Origin of the sequence: Lactococcus formosensis (assembly GCF_018403745.1) — a bacterium.
Lineage (GTDB): Bacteria > Bacillota > Bacilli > Lactobacillales > Streptococcaceae > Lactococcus > Lactococcus formosensis.
The window spans coordinates 1-20025 of record NZ_BOVP01000002.1; the positions used below are offsets into that span (position 1 = coordinate 1).

A 20025-nucleotide genomic window follows, 5' to 3' on the forward strand; every position below is an offset into this window, starting at 1 on the left:
CTACTAATGGTGTATCTACTAATGGTGTATCTACTAATGGTGTATCTACTAATGGTGTATCCTCTCGCTTTGCTTCGCTTGCTGCGAGGATTCTTTTTACTTCATTGAGTTGCGCTTGAATATCTTGTGAAAATTCAAGAGCGGATAAGGTAAAACCGCCGCCACCACTAAGATCCCAATCTTTTATATTATCTAACTGAGACTGAGCCTTGCCCATTGGCTTCCCCCCTTTCTAAGTGAAATTACCACTCAAAGCATATCTAAAATTACATTAAAATTCTTTTCAGGTTTCTATTATTTCTATAATTACATTTTAGTTACACAACAATTATATAAAAATTATTTTAAAAATAAAAAAGATATGAGGAATTTAAAAGAAGGATTCTTAAGTACTACTTAATATCTAATATGTTCATCTTATCTACGATTGAGCACTTCTCAGAATCCTATATCTCATGGAGCGCAAACTAATTACATTGTTGCATAATAAAGTCCACTTCATTTAAAACAAAAAACCTCAGCATTAAGCTGAGGTTTTTATCATCATTAGATAAACACAAGTTTTCTCTTGGAATATTTTATTTATCGCCGCGGTTACGCATTACAAAGCCAGCTTGTTTTTCACTGCCTTGTGTTTTTGGTTTGCGGTCTTTTTTGTAGTAATCACGTTTTTTATCGTCACGGTCACGCCAATTGCGCTTTTTGTCATCGCGATCGCCGCCTTTACCACGGTAACCGCCCTTACCATCACGATCGCCGCCACGGCCGCCGCGATTGTTGTTACGGTCGCGTCCATAACGGCCGCCACCTTTTCCGCCTTTACCTTTGCCCTTAAAGCCTTTGCCCTCACCATTAAACGGTAATGGACGTTCAGCTGTAATTTGTACTTCTGGCATTGTGTCAGGATCTTTCACACGGCTTTGAATAAGCATTGCAACTAATTCTTTGACATCGTATTCTGCCATGAGTTGCTCTGCATCTGCATCAAATTTTGCTAATTTACCTTTGAGGTTGCCATCTTGGAGATCACGTTTAATTTCATCCATAGCAACAGAAAGACTGGCTTGGTAAGCATCTTCTTTTGTTGGCGGACGCATACCTTTCATTTCTTTCTTGGTCAATTTTTCAATGGCACGGAGATAGCCCATTTCATTGTAGCTTACGAAGGTTACAGAGCGACCTGACTTACCAGCACGGCCTGTACGTCCGATACGGTGAACGTAGCTTTCTTGGTCTTGTGTAATGTCATAGTTGTAAACGTGAGTTACACCTGAGATGTCAAGTCCACGGGCTGCAACGTCAGTAGCAACCAAGATATCCAAGTGACCGCCTTTAAAATCGCGTAAAACGCGTAAACGTTTGTTTTGATCCAAGTCGCCGTGAATGCCTTCGGCACGGTAACCACGTAATTTCAAGCCTCGTGTGATTTCGTCAACACGACGTTTTGTACGCCCAAAGACGATAGCAAGTTCTGGACGTTCCACATCAAGCAAGCGTGTCAAAACATCGAATTTTTCAAATTCTTTTGTTTTGATAAAGTATTGATCAATACGGTCAGCTGTCATTTCTTTAGCTGCAACTTTGATATGCTCAGGATCTTTCATGAATTTGACACCGATTTTTTTGATGTCATTTGGCATTGTTGCTGAGAAGAGTAAAGTTTGACGTTCTGCTGGTGTTTTACCAATGATGAATTCAATATCATCAAGGAAGCCCATATTAAGCATTTCATCTGCTTCATCAAGAATCAATGTTTCAAGGTGTGAAAGGTCAAGTGCTTTACGTTTAAGCAAGTCAACCATACGTCCTGGTGTGCCGACAACGATATGGGCACCTGAACGCAAAGCTTTGATTTGTTTTTCGATGCTTGAACCACCAAAAACAGTGCGAACTTTAAGTCCTTTAGATTTACCAAAGCGGAAGAGTTCTTCTTGACCTTGAACAGCGAGTTCACGGGTTGGAGCAATTACAAGAGCTTGAATTGCTTTATTTTCTGGATTAATTTTTTCGATTGTTGGAAGGCCAAAAGCGGCTGTTTTACCAGTACCTGTTTGAGCTTGTCCAAGGACGTCGCGTCCTGAGAGCGCGAGTTGAATCGTTTGCTCTTGGATTGGAGTTGGTTGCTCATAACCGATAGCTGTAAGCGTCTCGACAATGCCTTCTGAAAGGCCGAGTTCGTTGAATTTCAATTGTTTCACCTATAATTTTCTAAATTTGCCACTGGCAAATATGACGACCAAGCTCGAAAGCTCAGTTACAGGCGAAAAAATCTTTGTCTTAACTCGCCTGAATATATAACTTTACTATTATATCATACTTTTAAATATGTAAATGCTTACTATTTTTTTCTTTTTAAAATATTTTTTTAAAGAGGTAAAACTTTAAAAAAAAATCACTTGGAACTCCTCTTATAGTTATTCACAAACGATTTTTTACTTTTTATTATTGGATTTGGAAAAACGGTGAACTTTCTTCCAAATAATGTTTACCAGAAGTTAAATCATACTGGATAATTTTTAAATCTTCTGCAAGTTTTTTCTGTTCCTCATTTAAGTCAACTTGAGTTGAAAGCGAAGAATTATATTCTGCTGGCAAGCTCCACATCACTTCTGACAAGAGAGCATAGTAAGGCGATACTTTTGAACCAGTTGCCTCAAACAAAGCAGGAATAAATTCTGCTGAATTCAAGTCTTCTTGTTTATCATTTTTGTTTCCTCTATTGCTCCAGATAAAATAATCCGTTTGATACTGCTTGCGCACATCATCTGCGAAGTTTTCAGAAGGATTAGGGTAGATATTAGGCAAGTGATCTCCATAAAAGACAACTGTGATTTGGGAAGTTCCTCCATAGCGTGTATAAGGCATATGATTTTGCATCGTTAAAACGCTGAAAAACTGTGATTCTTCTGGATTTATTTTTGATAAAACATCTTCATACACTTGTGCATCAGAAACAACACCATCAAGTCTTTTTTGATTTTTCAATATATCCCCATCCTTGGTGTTAGAAAGTGCATAGAAGTGGTCGAAATCCAACTTTTTGTAAACCTTATTTCGGTTATAATTAGCAGCATTTTCTGGATGAAGTGCTATCTTATTCGTAAAATGATCAGAAGTTGATGGAATAAAAGGCATGTTGGGTAAAACATCGGAATTAATAATCGACACATCGCTTGAATAATTAACCTTAGGCAATCCCGTCAGTGTTTGTGCTTCCATATTTGCTGTACCGCCGCCATAGCCATCAGCATACATGAGGCCCCCAGACGCAGAGTTTTTGAGTTGATCAATATTTTGAAGAGGATTTTCGGAAAGTGTAATACCATTGACACGATTTGGATTAGCTAAAGACTCGCTCAAAATATAGATAACTGTTTGCTCATTAATCTCTTGTTCACGTTGAGTGTTAATATCCGCAGCTAGTTTGCTGTATTTGTCTGCTATTTCCTTAACTTTTTCTTCACTATAACCTAAAGGCTCCTCCATAGCTGCTCCATAAATTTGTCTCAACCAAAGATAGGATAAAGATTTCGTCCTTGCTGTATGAGTAGAGCCTTTCCATAAAATATCTCCATTTGATACATTCATATAGCGTGTCAGTATAGGAACCTTCACTTGATTCGCAGGTTTTGTAAAAGTTTTAAAATTTTGAGATATCGGAAGATAAGCCAAAACCAAAGCCATAAGAGTTAAACCACGTGTTTTCCAAGTCAGTAATTTACCCGGAAAGAACTTTCTACTTAGAAAAATAACAGCTAGGGTCACAACGACTCCTAAGCCAATCACAAGTACAATACTTTTCACATCAACAAAAGAAAGTAAGGTTTGAGGGTTAGACAGCCAAGAGAGTTCAGAAACATAAATAGGTTCTTGGCGCTCAGAAAACTTAATCCCATTGGCAAAACTAAAAAGCGAGGCTACAACAATGTTTAGTGCTGTCGCTGCCAAGTATCGATTAATAAGCAGATATGCAAGTATAAAAAGTAAAGTTAAAACGAATACTTGAAATGCTGTCGCTCCCGTAGCTATCGTCCCATGGAAGGTAACAAAAGTATCTGACTTTATCGAAACTTGGATAAAATAATTAAAAATGATGGCTAAAAACAAGCTACTTACAAAAACCAAGGCAAAGTTCTTTTGTTTTTTGTAAAAAGCAGATACGCCTTTAAAAACCAAATAACTCAACGTAAAAACAACAATAAAGATAAACAGATAAGCGCCGACTAACCTCATGAAATCTTGACGTGCCAATATTTTTTCAGAAGCATACTGCAGTTGATAAACTCCTCGAGAATTATGAGGTCCAAAGCTTGTCTTCCAAATCAAATCTCGCAGCAAATAATCACTAAAGGCTAAAAAACTTAAGAGAGAGACAAAAATATCTTCACGTTTTAGTGTAGGTACCCACTCTAAAATTCTCCAAGATTTTTTTCCTTTCTTATCCGCGATTTTTTTCCAGCAAAAGGATCCCTACTATTATAAGTAACGTCAATGGTACATAACGTTCTACCAACAGGTTTAAATTTAAAGAAATGTAAGTCCACTCAAAATTACCATTACTAATATTCTCTGTTAAAATCATGAAGACATGAAAGACAAAATAGACAATGAAAATTATCGAGAAAAGTAAAAGTTTATTCCATTCCACAAATTTTCTATTGTTTAACTGGTTAAACCATAACCCATTATTTTTAAACAATATAAGTAAAAGATAGAACAGACTAACACTTCCCAATAAACTGTAAGCACGGAGCGCAATATCCACGGGCTGGGAAATGTTTATTACTTCTGGGATAATCTTGGTAATACTTAAACTGGAAAGAGAAAAAAATAAAGCTATAAGCCCTACATAATACAATAAAGGTCTATAAAAGCCCGGCTCTCTCTCGTCAACATAAAAAAAAACCACCGGGGCTTTTTTTTTTTGATTATCTCTTAAACAGAAAATTGCTCCATCAACTCAACATCGGGGTATTTGTCTTTAAACCAACGCATAGCAAAGTCGTTTTCAAAAAGGAAGAGAGGATGGTCAAAGCGATCTCGTGCTAAGATATTACGGCTTGACGACATTTTTTCATCTAAATCTTCGGGTTTAATCCAACGGACTGTTTTGCTGCCCATCGGTGTCATGATGATTTCTGAATTGTACTCATTCTCCATACGGTGTTTGAAAACTTCAAATTGCAGTTGACCAACCGCGCCAAGCATGATTTCACCTGTCGTATAGGTTTTATAGAGCTGAATTGCTCCTTCTTGCACCAGCTGCTCAATACCTTTTTGGAATGATTTTTGCTTCATGACGTTTTTAGCAGTCACGCGCATAAAGAGTTCTGGTGTGAACGTTGGTAAGGGCTCAAAAGCCGTTTTGAGTTTACCTGTAGTCAGCGTATCACCGACCTGATAAGTTCCTGTATCGTAAACCCCAATGATATCACCTGCTACCGCATTTTCGACATTTTCACGAGATTCTGCCATGAACTGAGTCACATTTGAAAGTTTGACTTGTTTCCCTGTACGAAGGAGTTTTACGCCCATTCCTCGTTCAAATTCTCCCGATACAATGCGTACAAAGGCAATTCGGTCACGATGACGAATATCCATGTTGGCTTGAATCTTAAAGACAAAACCTGAAAACTCTTCACGTAATGGATCAATGATTTCATCTTCGACAGTCTTATGTCCATTTGGCTCTGGCGCATAAGTTAAGAAGGTATCCAAGAAAGTTTCAACACCAAAGTCCGTCAAGGCCGAGCCAAAGAATACAGGTGTTAACTTACCAGCAAGCACTTCTTCCTCGTTAAATTCATTCCCTGCATCAAGTAAGAGCTCCGCATCTTCCATAGCTTGTGCATAGAAAGGGTTGCTTGTCAGCGGATGGCTGGCATCGATTTCTCCATTTTCCTCAAACTCAATGAAACGCTCGCCATTTTCAGGTTGATAAACTTCGATACGTTTATTATAGAAATCATAGAGACCTTGAAAATTTTTCCCCATCCCGATTGGCCAGTTCATAGGCACAGAAGCGATACCCAAGATATCTTCCAATTCACTCAGTAAATCAAGAGGTTCACGACCATCACGGTCCAATTTATTAATAAAGGTAAATACAGGAATGCCACGGCGTTTTACAACTTGGAAAAGTTTTTTAGTCTGAGCCTCGATACCTTTGGCGCTGTCAATAACCATAACAGCAGCATCAACGGCCATCAAGGTACGGTAAGTGTCCTCAGAGAAGTCCTCGTGCCCTGGTGTATCCAAGATGTTCACACGCTTGCCCGCATAGTCAAATTGCATAACAGATGAAGTCACGGAAATTCCCCGTTCTTTTTCAATGTCCATCCAGTCCGATTTTGCAAAATTTCCTGTTTTACGTGCTTTGACCGTTCCGGCCTCACGGATTGCTCCACCAAATTTAAGGAGTTGTTCTGTTATTGTTGTTTTACCAGCATCCGGGTGACTGATGATGGCAAAGGTACGACGTTTTTTTATTTCTTCTGCTCTATTCATTTTTTAACCTATTCTTATCAAAATATATGCCTTATTATTATAGCAAAAAAACAGGGAAACTGTTCTTTATCAATTGCTATATGGCTTTTAGGAGGTTTGTTATCTCTTTAATTCATTAAAAGGGCCACAATAATTCCTAAAATTGCTCCCCCCAAGACTTGAAAAGGTGTATGACCTAGAAGTTCTTTCAAGGCTTTTTCTGCATTTATCTTGGGGTTTTCGATTGTTTTGATAATGATATTTAAAATATAAGCATGTGTCCCTGCTTGACGCCTTATTCCTTGCGCATCATACATCACGACAAATGCAAAAACAGTGGCAACAGCAAATACCGCAGAGCCAAAACCTTGCGAAAGACCTGTCGCTGTGGTCATAGAAACCACTAAAGCACTGTGCGAGCTCGGCATACCGCCTGTAGCAAAAAGCAATCGCCAATCCAGTTTACGGTACCGAAACATATCAACAATAATTTTGATAATTTGTGCAGCAAACCATCCCACGATGGCCGTTATTAAAATTTGGTTACTTATAATTTCAGTAAAAAAGTTCATTATCCTTCCTCTCTCCTCTTTCGTTTATAAAAATAATGTGTCTCACCTTAACTTCATTTTATACCATTTAAGATAAATTCAGTAATAAAATAGTCCTTAGATACTTTTATGATTTATAAAAAAACTACACCTTCCAAGGTGCAGCTGTTTTTTATGACATTGCAATTTTTCTGTATTTTTCGGCTTCTTCTTCAGTTGAAAGCACAAAGTGTCCCGGTGTGATTTCACGCAGTTCACGTGGCTGTCCATCCAACTCTGTTGTTGGATCGTAAGCTTGTGGACTACGACTACGCTCTGAAATTGGATCCGGTGCAGGAATCGCACTCAACAAAGATTGCGTGTAAGGATGTAAAGCATTATTGTAAACCTGATCAGATGTTCCGATCTCAAGAATTTTACCCCAGTGCATCACTCCAATACGGTCAGAGATATATTTTACCATCGATAAATCATGGGCGATGAACAGATAAGTCAAGCCTTCTTTTTCCTGAATATCACGCATCAAGTTAACAACCTGTGCCTGAATAGAGACATCCAAAGCTGAGATGGGCTCATCAGCCACGATGAATTTAGGATTTACCGCCAAGGCACGGGCAATACCGATACGTTGACGTTGGCCACCTGAAAACTCATGAGGATAACGTGTCATGTGGTCTTGGTTAAGACCAACGAGTTTGAGAAGCTCTTTGACCTTTTCTGTACGGTCTTCGTTATTCTTAGCCAATCCATTGACATCAATACCTTCAGCAATAATGTCTTTGACCCGCATTCTGCCATTCAATGAGGCTTGGGGGTCTTGGAAAATCATTTGTACTTTTTCACGGAATTTTTTCAGTTCAGCACCTTTAATCTTGCTGACATCATTGCCATTAAAGTGGATTTCTCCTTTATTGATGTCGTAAAGCTTCATGATCGCACGGCCGATTGTTGTTTTACCTGAACCAGATTCACCTACAAGACCAAAGGTTTCTCCCTCATAGATATGAAAGGAAACGTCATTAATGGCTTTATTAACATTCTTTTTTCCTTTGTTGAAAACCAGGTCAACACCTTTGAATTCGACAAGTTTTTTTCTTTCTTCAGTCATTATTCAGCATTTCCCTTCATTTTCATTTTTTCCCAACGTGTCCAGCGTTGTTGGATATTTTCAGATGGCAGAACTTTTGGTGAGCGTTCATCTAAGAGCCATGATTTTACTTGATGTGTTGGTGACACTTCAAAATAAGGTGGCTCTTCTTCAAAGTCGATTTCGAGAGCGTGTTGGTTACGCAAGGCAAAAGCATCTCCTTTTGGTGGATTGAGCAAGTCTGGAGGTGTTCCTGGAATGGAAACCAAACGTTCAACATCAGTATCAACCGTTGGCATAGAATCGAGAAGCCCCCATGTATAAGGGTGTTGGGGGTTGTAGAAGATTTCTTCTACTGTCCCATACTCCACAATCTCTCCTGCATACATCACGGCAACACGATCAGCAAAACCAGCAACGACCCCCAAATCATGGGTGATAAAGATAATCGATGATTCGATACGCTGTTGGAGCTCTGACATCATTTGCATGATTTGTGCTTGGATAGTAACATCCAAAGCTGTCGTTGGTTCGTCTGCGATAAGAATTTCTGGATCAGCTGCAAGCGCGATGGCAATAACTGCACGTTGGCGCATCCCACCCGACCATTGGTGCGGGTAGTCGTTGATGTGCTGCTCACTTTGAGGGATTCCTACAGCCTTCATCAATTCCAAAGCTTTCACCAAAGCTTCTTTCTTCTTCATCCCTCTGTGCTTAATCAATGGTTCAGCAATTTGGTTACCGATACGCATGGTTGGATCAAGGGAAGTCATCGGATCTTGGAAAATCATCGAGATTTCGTTACCCCGAATCTTTTGCCAATCTTCTTCTTTGATGTCGAGGAGATTACGTCCTTTAAAGAGAATCTCTCCTTTAGGGATTTCGGCATTTGCAGCATTGAGGCCCATAAGCGTTTTTGTGGTTACAGATTTTCCCGAACCTGATTCACCAACGATAGCTAAGGTTTCCCCTTTTTTCAAATCAAACGAAACGTCACGGATGGCTTTAACCTTCCCAGCATATGTTTTGAAATGAACATGCAGATTTTTTACTTCAAGTACTTTTTCTTCTTTTTCAGTCATTTTACTTCCTCATTTCTTAATCTTGTCCTGATTTTGGATCGAAAGCGTCACGTAAGCCGTAACCAAAGAGGAAGAAGGCGAGTGACAAGAGAGACAAGACTACTGCAGGTACTGCAACTTGGAATGGATAGAATTGCAAGCTTTGAATACCATCTGATATCAATGAACCTAGCGATGCTGTTGGTGGTTTAACCCCCAAATTAATCGCTGAAAGAACAGCTTCAAAGAAAATTACCGATGGAATATCAAACATAATTTGTACGATAATAACACCTAACATGTTTGGAATAAGGTGTTTAACCATGATTTTGAATGGGCTAGCACCTAATGTCTTCGCGGCAAGAACAAATTCACGTTCCTTGAGTGACAAGGTCATATTCCTTACCTGCCGGGCAATTCCTGTCCAAATAAAGAGACCAATAGCAAGGACGATTGAAACGATACCTTGCCCAAGTAAGAGTCCAAACATGGTTACAATAACCAAACTTGGAATAGAGCTGATAATCTCAATGATACGTTGCATGACAGTATCTACTTTTCCGCCAATCCAGCCAGAGATTAATCCATAAGTAATCCCAATCAGTACGTCAAAGACGATAGAGGCAAAAGCGATAATCAATGAAATACGTAAACCAACAATAGTACGTTTCGCAATCGAACGTCCTAAAGAGTCTGTACCAAAGATAAAAGATTCGCCTTCTGGTACATTTTGCACTTGGTATAAGTCTTCTGCGATTGTGCTTCCTGGTGCTGCAAAATTACCGTTCCAGCCAGGAATATTGACATTTCCTAGCTTAGGGGGCAAGTTTTTATAAGTTTGAACCGCATTAGGGTCAAAGTTATTCGCTGCTGATTGCGGGACAAAAACTGTTGAAACCACTGAAAACAACAAGGTGAAGATAACGACAACCATCGCTACCATTGCTACTTTATTTTTCTTAAAACGACGCCATGCATCTTGCCAGAAAGTGAGGGCGGGTTTTGCGATCATTTCACTCGCTTCAAAATCACGATTTGTTACAAGTTTAAATTTACTGTTAATATTTTCCATTTTCTCCCCTCCTTTCTAGTCCAAACGTACACGTGGGTCAACAAATGCTGTAATAATATCGGTGATCAAAATCATCGCCATCAGCATTACGGCATAAACAACTGTGGTACCCATGATGACAGGGAAATCTTTTGAAGGAATCGACTGTACAAACTGTTGACCGATACCAGGAATCGAGAAGATCGACTCAATAAGAACAGATCCTGTCAAGAGCCCGGCACTCATTGGGCCAATAAGCGTCAACATTGGAATCAATGAGTTACGAATAGCATGTTTCCATAGAACTTCACGGTCAGAGAGACCTTTGGCACGTGCCAGAAGGATATAATCTGATGAAAGTGACTCAATCATCTGTGCACGGACGAAACTCATGACCTGTGACATTGGAGCAAAGGAGAGCGCAAGTGACGGTAAAATTGTTTGCGCAAATGTTCCCCAACCTGATACTGGAAGAAGTTCCCAAGTGTAACCAAAGTAAAGAAGGAGTAAAGTACCCACGATGAAGGAAGGTACAGAGAAGAAGACTGTAGAGATAATACTTAAAAGTCCATCTACCCATGTGTTTTTAAAGCGAGCAGCAACGACACCAAAGAATGTTCCGACAACGACACCGATAATCAAAGCTTGGAAACCAAGTTGAGCTGAAACCGGAAGACGTTGTGCAATCATTGTGCTTACAGGTTGGTTGGCAAAGGTAAATGATGTACCAAAGTTACCCGTGAAAGCATTTTGGAGATAAATGAAGTACTGCACAATAAGAGGTTTATCTAAACCATATGCAACATTTAATTGTTGGATTTGCTCTGGGGTTAATTTGGGGTTATTAAAGGGTGTTCCTGGCATTACTTGCATCAGGAAGAAAGTCGCTGTAATAACTACAAATAATGTCAAGAGCATCAATAAGATACGTTTTACAAGATATTTAGCTAACATATAAAAATTCCTTAATAAAAACACGAAAAGTAGGCCTAATAAGCCCTACTTATTCGTTTGATGTTAGTGCCTACTATTTTTCGATGTAAACACCTTTGAGATCGTAAGACAAACCTGTTGAGTTGAATTGCAAACCTTTAAGGTGTGGGTTACGGAGTGCTGGTGTTGCACGGTAATACAGTGGGTTGATGCTTGATTCATTAAAGAGTGCTGCTTCAGCATCTTTATATGCTGCATCACGTGCTTTGTCATCCAAGACCACTGGCAATGTTGATGCTTTTGTCCATGCTGCTTGATATGCAGGATTTACAAATTTACCATCGTTATAACCTGAGCCATCTGCAAAGAGTTGCAAGAATGTTGATGGTTCAGCGTAGTCACCACCCCAGAGAGAGAGTACCACATCAAAGTTTTGGTTTTGTGAATCTTTCAAACGTTGTTGGAAAGGTACGATTTTTTGAGTAAGTGTCAAGCCTGGCAATGTTTTAGAAAGTGAGGCTTGCAAGAAGTCAGCAACAGATTTTGAAACTGGCGCATCTGCATCGGTTGTGTACTGAATGTTCAGTGATGTCACACCAATTTCTTTCAGACCTTTTTCCCAAAGTTCTTTAGCTTTTGCAGCATCAAAGTTGTAATCTTGTTTTGCAAACTCGGCAAAGTCTTTACCATCTGCTGTGACAGACATACCTGCTGGTGTGAATGTTTGTGCTACTGTACCCGCTGGAATGAACTGATCAACGATACTCTTACGGTCAGTCGCAAGATTCAAAGCGTCACGGATATTTTTATTTTGCAATGCTTTAGCCACTTCTGGGCTTGTTGTACCACCGCCAGATTGGTTATATTGAAGGTAAGCTGTAGTTGCTTCTTTCAAGACAACAAGGTCTTTACCATCATTGTAACCTTTATTGGCGTTGTACAAGTCCATCGTACCTAAGCTGGCTTGGTCCAATTTTCCTTGTTTGAAGAGTTGAACTGCTGTGTTAGGGTTAGATTGAACAGTGTAATCAATTTCGTCTGATTTTACATTGTCTTTGTCATAGTAATCTGGGTTTTTAACAAGGGAATAACTGTTGTTTGTCCCTGTCCAACCTGCATCTTTTTTGAAGATGAATGGTCCAGAGTAAACGACTTTATCAGATGAAGTTCCGTATTGTTTACCAAATTCTTCTACTGCTGCTTTGTTTACAGGATAGTAAACACTATTTGCCAAGAGGAATTTAAAGTATGGCGTTGGTTGCGTCAAAGTAATCACCAACTCGTGGTCGCCATTAGCTTTTACACCCAACTCGTTAAGGTCTTTAATCTTACCTGTGTTAATTTCATTGGCATTCTTGATGTTACCAAGCAAGTACGCGTATTGTGAACCTGTTGCAGGGTTTACAGCACGTTGCCATGAATAAAGGAAGTCTTTTGCTGTCAATTCATCGCCGTTTGACCATTTCAAGTCATCACGCAAAGTGATGGTATATGTTAAGCCATCATCAGAGACTTTAATATCTGATGCCATCGCGTTTTGCGCTACACCTTTGTCATCTACACGTGTCAATCCTTCTTGGGTATTCCCGATGAAGAGGTTTGAGTAAGTGTCTGTAGCCAAGCCTGAATCCAATGTAGCAATATTTGTCGGAACGGAAAGTTGTGGGTTAGCTGTCTTAGAGCCACCTCCGCCATTTCCACATGCTGCCAAGAGCCCGACCGAAGCCAGGGCAAGTGTTCCTAATGATACTTTTTTCCAATTATCCATGTAACATCCTCTTTCTGTTTGACTTATCCGACAATTTTCATTTGTTTATTATTGTCTGAAAATTTATTATGTTCTCTATTATACTTAATTCAATCTGAATTGTAAAGACTTTTCTACATATTTTTTCTAAATTTTTGCCATTTAATTTTTTTATACGTCATTTCCGAACGTTATCTGAAAATTTCACAATATAATTTTGCTCTTAGCACAATATTTATTATGAAAAAGAAAAAAAGCGAGGCTAATTCTCCTCGCGCTCTTTGTGTATTTTCATTCTAATCTGCTAAAGCAGAAAGAATAGTGGAAGGGTCACAACTCGCTTCGCTCCCTGCGTATTATCATTCTAATCTGCTAAAGCAGAAAGAATGATAATAAAAAAGCACTTACGTGCTTAGTTTTGTAGTTCTTCAACAATTGTCCCTAATTTCATGCTGTTAGAGCCTTTAAGTAAGAGTTGATCCTGAGGCTGAAGCGTGCTTTGAAGCTCCTCAGTCAATTGCTCAAGATTTCCAAAGTATGATACTTTATCTTCTGGTAATTCTGCTAGAAGATACTTCATCAAGTCGCCATAGAGGTAAACGTGATCCATTTTCGAGAAATCAATTGCTGCGGCAATGCTTGCGTGAAGTTCTGGAGCTTGATCACCCAACTCAAGCATATCAGCAAGAACTGTGAGTTTACGCCCCCCTTCATTTTTCGGAATGGCTTGAAAGGTTTCTAAGATAAGTTTCATGGCTGTTGGATTAGCATTGTACACATCACTAAGGATATCTGCACCATTACTTGCTTTCTTCCACTCTGTCCGGTTACGGGTTAAGGAAACATGGGATAGAGCATGTCTGATCTCGTCTTCTTCAACGTCTAGCAAAGTCCCAACATAGGCGGCGAGCATTGCATTAGTTGCATTAAATTTACCCGGCACCGGAATTGTAATTTCTTCGTCTAAGAAGTTTGTTGTGAAACTGAGTTGATTCTTGTGTTCGATAAGCTGTGTGACAAAAATATCCTCATCTGGTCCAAAACGGGTAATTTTTGTGTCTGCTGGTAAATACTTATTGATAATTTTATCAGCAGGTACGATTAGTTCGCCACCTGAGCGCAAGCCTGCTTTGATACCTAGCTTTCCTTCAGCAATCTTATCACGTGTACCAAAAAATTCTAAATGCGACTCACCAATAAGCGTGACAATTGCAATTCTTGGCTTGGCTATTTTAGACAGAAGATCAATATCCCCCAGACGATCCATGCCCATCTCCAATACAATTTTTTCAGTATCGTCAGGCATATGAAGGACGGTGTACGGCATTCCAATTTCGTTATTGTAATTTCCTTGGGTCTTATAGGTCTTATATTTCTCCGAAAGTACAGCATGAATCATGTCTTTCGTCGTCGTTTTACCATTTGATCCCGTCACAGCAATAACTTCTACTGCTGTTTTTTCTAGATAATACTGAGCTAATTTTTGGAAGGCTTCCAAACAATCCTCAACACGTAAGTGAGGCTGAGCTACTTCTTGTTCAGCGAATGTCGCAAGAGCGCCTTGCGCAAAAGCTGTATCAATAAATTCATGACCATCTCTTGCACCTTTAAGTGGCAAGAAGAGATCGCCTTCTTGGATCTTACGGCTATCAAACTCAATGTTATGAATTTCTGTATCTGCCAAATCTGACCAGTTATTTGTTGCACCGACAATATGGGCTATTTCGTGTAGTGTTAGTTTCATGATGAGTTTATTATACCAAAAGTCCTTTCATAACGCACCAATTCTCCATAAAAATACAGTGCATGGTTACCAACTGGAATCTTACAATCTTCTGCTCAAAACCATTACTTTTTAATAATCATTTTTATTGCCTGACTTATTTTCTTCTCACGTTCTTTTTCATCGTCATCTTCTAATAAAAGAAGACAGTTTTGTAAATTTTCAGCTACAATCAAGCCGATGAGACTGTCTAAGCTTGAGCGTACTGCTTTAAGTTGTGTCACTACTGCATCACAATCTTTTTCTTCTTCCAGCATACGCAACACGCCTTGCAGCTGGCCATCGGCTCTTTTCAATCTATTTTTAGTTTTGCTGTCGTAAATTGTTCCCATGTGTATCTCCTCTTTCCTCTCATTATATAGAGCTACTCATAATTTGTCAAAAAGAGTGAGCTCATCCCATACCACTCGCTTCGCTCCTTGCGTATTATCATTCTAATCTGCTAAAGCAGAAAGAATAGTGGAAGGATCACAACTCGCTTCGCTCCCTGCGTATTATCATTCTAATCTGCTAAAGCAGAAAGAATGATAATAAAAACTTCAGGTTTGTGGCCTGAAGTTGTTCTAGTTTTATAAAAGATGACTTTCACGAATTTCGAAGGCTTCTTGAGCGAGATGAACAAGCTCTTCAATCAACTCACTGTAAGAAAGTCCCATATTTTCCCAGAGTAACGGGTACATTGACCATTGTGTAAATCCTGGAATTGCATTGATCTCGTTGAGATAAATATCTCCTTTTTGATCATAGAAGAAGTCACAACGTGAAAGCCCAGCACCATTCATTGCTTGATAAGCTTTCTCTGCATAATTGCGCATTTTCTGTGCGACTTCTGCTGGGATATCTGCAGGAATTGCCATTTCGATTTTATTATCAATATATTTTGAACGGTAATCATAGAAGTCAACATCTTTAACGACTTCACCAGGCAGCGTGGAACGTACTTTGCCACCATTGCCTAAAACAGCACATTCAATTTCTCTTGCATCAACGCCTTGTTCAATCACTACACGGTTATCATATTTGTAAGCTTCTGCAAGACCTGCCTCTAGTTCTTCTAATCGGTTAACTTTAGAAATACCGACACTTGAGCCCATATTGGCTGGCTTAACAAAAACAGGGAAAGTCAGTTTTTCGTGAACTTCTGCATGAATTTTTTCTTGATTTTCATCAGCATATGCTGCAACATAAGGAACTTGCGGTACACCTACAGCGCTAAACACATGCTTAGCTAAAAGTTTATCCATTGTACTGCTGGCCGATAAAATATTGGGACCAACATAAGCGAGGCGCATAATTTCTAAGAAGCCTTGAATTGAACCATCTTCGCCCATTGGCCCATGTAAAACAGGGAAAACAACTGCATCTTTTTCGTAAATATCCGATGGTGCAACTTTTTGTTCTGGCTTGACCGTTTCATTGGTCATTAATTTTTCATTTTCTGCAGGTGTTTCAGTAAATTCTTGTGTTTTTATAAAATCACCAGTTTGACTGATGAAGTAAGTTTTCACTCTGAACTTGTCATAATTCACTGCACGCATTACGCTTTCAGCTGAAAGAACGGATACTTCTCGTTCTGCACTTCGGCCGCCATATAATAAAATCAATGTTTCTTTTGACATAATTTTCTCCACTTAAATTTCCATACGATTTTCAACTGCTTTGGATAAGGTAACTTCATCCGCATATTCAATATCTGAGCCAACCGCAAGGCCACGCGCTAAGCGCGTCACTTTGATTCCTGCGGGCTTAATCATTCGTGAAAGGTACATCGCCGTTGCTTCACCATCAGATGTTGCATTAGTCGCGAGGATAACTTCTTCTACCTCACTGTCACCCATGAGACGAGTTAGAAGGCTTTTCACATTAATCTCGTCCGGACCGATACCATTCATCGGACTAATTGTCCCATGTAAAACATGATACAGACCTCTGTATTCGCGGATTTTCTCCATTGCTAAGACATCTTTACTTTCTTCAACAACCAATATGGTTGTACGATCACGGAGAGGATCTTCACAGATAGCACAAGGATCACTTTCTGTCAGATTGCCACAGACCGAGCAAAAACGTAAATCACGTTTTGCCGAAATGAGGTTTCGGGCAAATTCATTGACATCCTGATCATCCATCCCAATCGTGTGAAAGGCGAGACGTGTTGCTGTTTTTTGTCCGATACCGGGCAGTTTGCTAAAGCTTTCTATAAGTTTAGCGATTGGTTCTGGATAGTATACCATGCGTTCCTTTCTTCTTTCAGTGTGATAAAGTCATAACTATTATACCACACCTTCTACACTGAGGATTATCCCTTATACTCTGTGGAAATAGTTCTGCCTTGTGAATGTGAGATATTGTGTATTATACCATAACTTAGATTTCTGTACATTTAAGACCAAAATGCTTCCTAAGAGCGCTAAATTTTCTCCAAGCAACAGCAGCTTGACTGCTTTTTTGTTATAATAAATTTCAATCCTGATAAAGATTTACTGAAAGAGGACTTCTCAATGGTTGAACAATACACTCTGCAATCTAGCGATAAGCAAACTGATTTACATCTTCTCTACTGGCCGATTGATTATCCAAAGGCGATTATCCAGCTCGTCCATGGCATGGCAGAAAATATCGAACGTTATCATGCTTTTGCCCTCTATCTCAACAGTTTGGGTTTCGCAGTTGTCGGCCATGATCACTTAGGACATGGTCATTCCGTGCGACAGAACGATCCACTTTACGGTTACTTTGGTGCAGATGGTCCCAAAAATGTCATCTCTGATATTTATAAGGTTAAAACTTGGACCAAAGAAAAGCACCCTAAGCTGCCTTATTTCATGATGGGACACAGTATGGGCTCGTTTGCTTTGCGTAACGTTCTCCAAGATTATCCTGTTGATATTCAAGGAGCAATCTTTATGGGGACTGGGACAAGTCCTCTCCATTTGAACTTCTTCCTGCCCTTCATTAAGAAAATAAGCAAAAAAAACTCGAAAGCTATCGCTCCTTTGATTGACAAGCTTGCTTTTGGTAGCTATAGCAAAAAATTCCCTGAAGCTGGGAATTTCAACTGGCTTTCCAAAAACCAAAACAATGTCTCTACCTATGAAAATGATCCACTCCTTGGTTTTACTTTCACACGGAATGGTTTTGCGACACTTTTCTCACTGGTCCATAGAGCTAATCAAAAAAACTGGATGCGCAATATTCCCACAAGCCTGCCAATACTGATTATCAGCGGCGCTGATGATCCAGTAGGCGACTGGGGTAAAGGGCCACAAAAAGTATATCACAAACTCCAAAAATCAGGGTTTAATAACCTCCAACACCAACTTTTCCCTGAATTACGCCATGAAATCCTCTTTGAGGCAGAACATGAAGAAGTCTACCACACTATTGGTGACTGGTTAATGCGACATCTCCCACGATAGATTCTCTGATATGCTGCACAATTTCTAGCATAAGAGGGTCTTTTTCTTCTGCATAAGTGATGCTCGTAAAGCTCCGCTGATATTTGCTCCCTAAACTTTGATACGGCATCCCTTCTGAAATAAAGCGTTTTGAAATTAAAGAAACACCTAATCCGGCTTTTATGTGGGCAATAATCATGTCATTATTGTTCATCCTTACCAAGTAACGTGGCTTAAAGCTTTCTTCTTGAAGATATTTCTTGATATAATGCCCCACACCTGAGCCAACTTCTCTTGTAAAGAAAGTTTCGCTCTCCAAGTGTCCGGCAAGCACCAACTCATCTTTAAACATCGGAAAAGCTTCTACTTGCTCACTTGCTAACGGTTTTTCGATAATACCAAAATGTAGATCATGATTTTCCACCATATTAAAAACTTTTTCTGAATCATACATCGATATTTTCAAATCAATCTGATTCAAGTACGGAGCAAGTTTAGGGTATAACAAAGGCACAATTCCAATGGCTGCACTCTGTGATACCCCAATCCTAAAAGGTTTCTTGGCAAGCGTGGTTTGATTGAGCTCAGATTGCAAATTTTCCCAGTCTTGAACATATTGGACCGCTTTCTTATACAATAGTTTTGCTGCTTCCGTAGGAATAACTTCACGGTTTTTCCCACGGATGAAAAGAGAGCTTCCTACTTCTTCTTCTAACTTCTTTATTCTAACTGTCACTGTGGGCTGGGAAATAAACAAGTACTGTCCTGCTTTAGTAAAACTCCGCGATTCATATATGGCAATGAAGGTTTCAAACAGTGAAAACATCATATCTCCTTTGTTTTTTATTAATTTTTTCTATTACTATAATTACAATAATTCATTTTACAAATTAAATCAAGTGTTTTATACTTAAAGCAGTGATTGAACTGTTATATCCTCTACAGCTCATACTCAATAATTATATAAATACTAGGAGTTCTCGATGAAACAACTATTTTTAAATTTTTTGAAAAAAATTCCTATCCCTATTTGTGGTTTAATTTTAGGTACGGTATCTTTGGGAAATCTACTTTATTCCAAAGGATTCGCATTTTTAGGAAATTGCTTTGACCTTGTTGGTCTCTTTTTTATGTTTCTAATCATGTTGAAACTTATCTTTACAATGCGCCATCTGCTGGAAGCTCTTAAGGACCCTATCATTGGGGCAGTTTCCCCAACTTTCACTATGGCTTGGATGGTCATTTGTGTCTTTCTCAATAGGATTTTTCCCCACTCAAGTCTGGTTTACTTCATTTGGCTACTTGCGATTTTCTTACATTTTCTCTTGATGGCTTATTTTATCGCTCTTCACATCCTACCGCAAAAAGTCGGAATGATTCATGTCTACCCGAGCTGGTTTATTACTTTTGTAGGTTTGGGTGTTATCCCCAATACAGCAACGGTCTTTAACGTAGAAATTGGGCGCATCGTACTGTGGCCTGCACTTCTCTTCTACTTGATTTTGCTTCCGATTATTACTCATCGTATCTTTATTTTCAAAAAAATGCATGAGTCGACTCTCCCCCTCATCACTATTCTTACAGCACCAGGTTCTCTCTGTTTAGCAGCCTATCTTACTGTGACAGAAAACAAGTCCAATCTTTTTGTCTTCTGTTTATTCTTGCTTTCACAGTTGATTTATCTTGCAACTGTACTCCTTGTTATCCCTCTGCTCCGTTTACCTTTCTACCCAAGCTATGCTGCCTTTACCTTCCCTTTGGTCATTTCTGCCACTGCGGTTCATCTTCTGGCTCAAAGTTACCCTAGCTTCAGCGCCTTACTCACTCCTCTATCCCTGATAGAACTTGTGATTGCCTTCTTAGCAGTCACTTACGTTTTGATTCGTTATAGCTATTTTTTAGTCAAAAAAGCTTAAAATAAAACCAAC

At 39.3% G+C, this 20025-nt stretch carries 16 protein-coding genes and 1 pseudogene; 2 read left to right on the forward strand and 15 right to left on the reverse strand.

Annotated elements, in window-relative coordinates:
- From KJS37_RS10405 to recR, 14 genes and pseudogenes are all read right to left on the reverse strand, one after another.
- A pseudogene (locus KJS37_RS10405) lies at positions 1–217 on the reverse strand (signal peptidase I); the annotation flags it as partial.
- 361 nt (positions 218–578) lie between these two features.
- Positions 579–2189 carry a degradosome RNA helicase CshA gene (gene cshA / locus KJS37_RS02330; protein ID WP_017368803.1) on the reverse strand — a complete coding sequence of 537 codons (1611 nt, stop codon included), beginning with the start codon at positions 2187–2189 and terminating at the stop codon, positions 579–581.
- A 253-nt stretch (positions 2190–2442) separates the two neighbouring features.
- Positions 2443–4326, reverse strand: coding sequence for an LTA synthase family protein (locus KJS37_RS02335; protein WP_244851310.1), 1884 nt, complete (start codon positions 4324–4326; stop codon positions 2443–2445).
- A gap of 609 nt (positions 4327–4935) precedes the next feature.
- A complete protein-coding gene (locus KJS37_RS02340; protein WP_096368750.1) occupies positions 4936–6507 on the reverse strand; it encodes a peptide chain release factor 3 in 1572 nt (523 codons plus the stop codon).
- A 107-nt stretch (positions 6508–6614) separates the two neighbouring features.
- Positions 6615–7058, reverse strand: a complete 444-nt coding sequence (locus KJS37_RS02345) for a divergent PAP2 family protein (RefSeq protein WP_213495754.1) — start codon at positions 7056–7058, stop codon at positions 6615–6617.
- Positions 7059–7209: 151 nt separating this feature from the next.
- Positions 7210–8145, reverse strand: a complete 936-nt coding sequence (locus KJS37_RS02350; protein ID WP_213495756.1) for an ABC transporter ATP-binding protein — start codon at positions 8143–8145, stop codon at positions 7210–7212.
- The gene (locus KJS37_RS02355; RefSeq protein WP_017368799.1) at positions 8145–9206 is read right to left on the reverse strand and encodes an ABC transporter ATP-binding protein; all 1062 of its coding nucleotides are present in this window, start codon (positions 9204–9206) and stop codon (positions 8145–8147) included. The genes KJS37_RS02350 and KJS37_RS02355 overlap by 1 nt, the downstream gene beginning before the upstream one ends.
- A 16-nt stretch (positions 9207–9222) precedes the next feature.
- Positions 9223–10257, reverse strand: a complete 1035-nt coding sequence (locus tag KJS37_RS02360) for an ABC transporter permease (RefSeq protein ID WP_165711806.1) — start codon at positions 10255–10257, stop codon at positions 9223–9225.
- A gap of 15 nt (positions 10258–10272) precedes the next feature.
- The gene (locus tag KJS37_RS02365; RefSeq protein ID WP_003133819.1) at positions 10273–11190 is read right to left on the reverse strand and encodes an ABC transporter permease; all 918 of its coding nucleotides are present in this window, start codon (positions 11188–11190) and stop codon (positions 10273–10275) included.
- A gap of 73 nt (positions 11191–11263) precedes the next feature.
- Entirely contained in the window at positions 11264–12937 is a 1674-nt protein-coding gene (locus KJS37_RS02370; protein WP_017368796.1) for a peptide ABC transporter substrate-binding protein, read from the reverse strand.
- 391 nt (positions 12938–13328) lie between these two features.
- Positions 13329–14660: a UDP-N-acetylmuramoyl-tripeptide--D-alanyl-D-alanine ligase gene (locus KJS37_RS02375; protein ID WP_165714211.1), complete on the reverse strand. Its 1332-nt coding sequence runs from the start codon at positions 14658–14660 to the stop codon at positions 13329–13331.
- 104 nt (positions 14661–14764) lie between these two features.
- Complete coding sequence (locus KJS37_RS02380) at positions 14765–15031, reverse strand: metal-sensitive transcriptional regulator (protein ID WP_019294199.1); 267 nt, start codon at positions 15029–15031, stop codon at positions 14765–14767.
- A gap of 237 nt (positions 15032–15268) precedes the next feature.
- Positions 15269–16318 carry a D-alanine--D-alanine ligase gene (locus KJS37_RS02385; protein WP_017368793.1) on the reverse strand — a complete coding sequence of 350 codons (1050 nt, stop codon included), beginning with the start codon at positions 16316–16318 and terminating at the stop codon, positions 15269–15271.
- A gap of 12 nt (positions 16319–16330) precedes the next feature.
- Complete coding sequence (gene recR / locus KJS37_RS02390; protein WP_017368792.1) at positions 16331–16933, reverse strand: recombination mediator RecR; 603 nt, start codon at positions 16931–16933, stop codon at positions 16331–16333.
- A 267-nt stretch (positions 16934–17200) separates the two neighbouring features.
- Between recR and KJS37_RS02395 the strand changes: the two genes are divergently transcribed.
- Positions 17201–18118, forward strand: coding sequence for an alpha/beta fold hydrolase (locus KJS37_RS02395; protein WP_213495758.1), 918 nt, complete (start codon positions 17201–17203; stop codon positions 18116–18118).
- On the opposite strand, the gene KJS37_RS02400 is transcribed toward KJS37_RS02395, so the two are convergent.
- Complete coding sequence (locus tag KJS37_RS02400; RefSeq protein WP_213495760.1) at positions 18081–18923, reverse strand: LysR family transcriptional regulator; 843 nt, start codon at positions 18921–18923, stop codon at positions 18081–18083. The genes KJS37_RS02395 and KJS37_RS02400 overlap by 38 nt on opposite strands.
- Positions 18924–19080: 157 nt before the next feature.
- Here KJS37_RS02400 and KJS37_RS02405 point away from each other — a divergent pair, with 157 nt between their 5' ends.
- Positions 19081–20013 (forward strand): TDT family transporter, encoded by a 933-nt coding sequence (locus KJS37_RS02405; protein WP_213495762.1) that lies wholly within the window; start codon positions 19081–19083, stop codon positions 20011–20013.
- Positions 20014–20025 lie beyond the last annotated feature (12 nt).

Bases quoted from the DNA above. Each gene is read 5' to 3' on its own strand.
- KJS37_RS02340 (WP_096368750.1), bottom strand. From the start codon at position 6,507: ATGAATAGAGCAGAAGAAATAAAAAAACGTCGTACCTTTGCCATCATC.
- KJS37_RS02345 (WP_213495754.1), bottom strand. From the start codon at position 7,058: ATGAACTTTTTTACTGAAATTATAAGTAACCAAATTTTAATAACGGCC.
- KJS37_RS02350 (WP_213495756.1), bottom strand. From the start codon at position 8,145: ATGACTGAAGAAAGAAAAAAACTTGTCGAATTCAAAGGTGTTGACCTG.
- KJS37_RS02355 (WP_017368799.1), bottom strand. From the start codon at position 9,206: ATGACTGAAAAAGAAGAAAAAGTACTTGAAGTAAAAAATCTGCATGTT.
- KJS37_RS02360 (WP_165711806.1), bottom strand. From the start codon at position 10,257: ATGGAAAATATTAACAGTAAATTTAAACTTGTAACAAATCGTGATTTT.
- KJS37_RS02365 (WP_003133819.1), bottom strand. From the start codon at position 11,190: ATGTTAGCTAAATATCTTGTAAAACGTATCTTATTGATGCTCTTGACA.
- KJS37_RS02370 (WP_017368796.1), bottom strand. From the start codon at position 12,937: ATGGATAATTGGAAAAAAGTATCATTAGGAACACTTGCCCTGGCTTCG.
- KJS37_RS02375 (WP_165714211.1), bottom strand. From the start codon at position 14,660: ATGAAACTAACACTACACGAAATAGCCCATATTGTCGGTGCAACAAAT.
- KJS37_RS02380 (WP_019294199.1), bottom strand. From the start codon at position 15,031: ATGGGAACAATTTACGACAGCAAAACTAAAAATAGATTGAAAAGAGCC.
- KJS37_RS02385 (WP_017368793.1), bottom strand. From the start codon at position 16,318: ATGTCAAAAGAAACATTGATTTTATTATATGGCGGCCGAAGTGCAGAA.
- recR (WP_017368792.1), bottom strand. From the start codon at position 16,933: ATGGTATACTATCCAGAACCAATCGCTAAACTTATAGAAAGCTTTAGC.
- KJS37_RS02395 (WP_213495758.1), top strand. From the start codon at position 17,201: ATGGTTGAACAATACACTCTGCAATCTAGCGATAAGCAAACTGATTTA.
- KJS37_RS02400 (WP_213495760.1), bottom strand. From the start codon at position 18,923: ATGTTTTCACTGTTTGAAACCTTCATTGCCATATATGAATCGCGGAGT.
- KJS37_RS02405 (WP_213495762.1), top strand. From the start codon at position 19,081: ATGAAACAACTATTTTTAAATTTTTTGAAAAAAATTCCTATCCCTATT.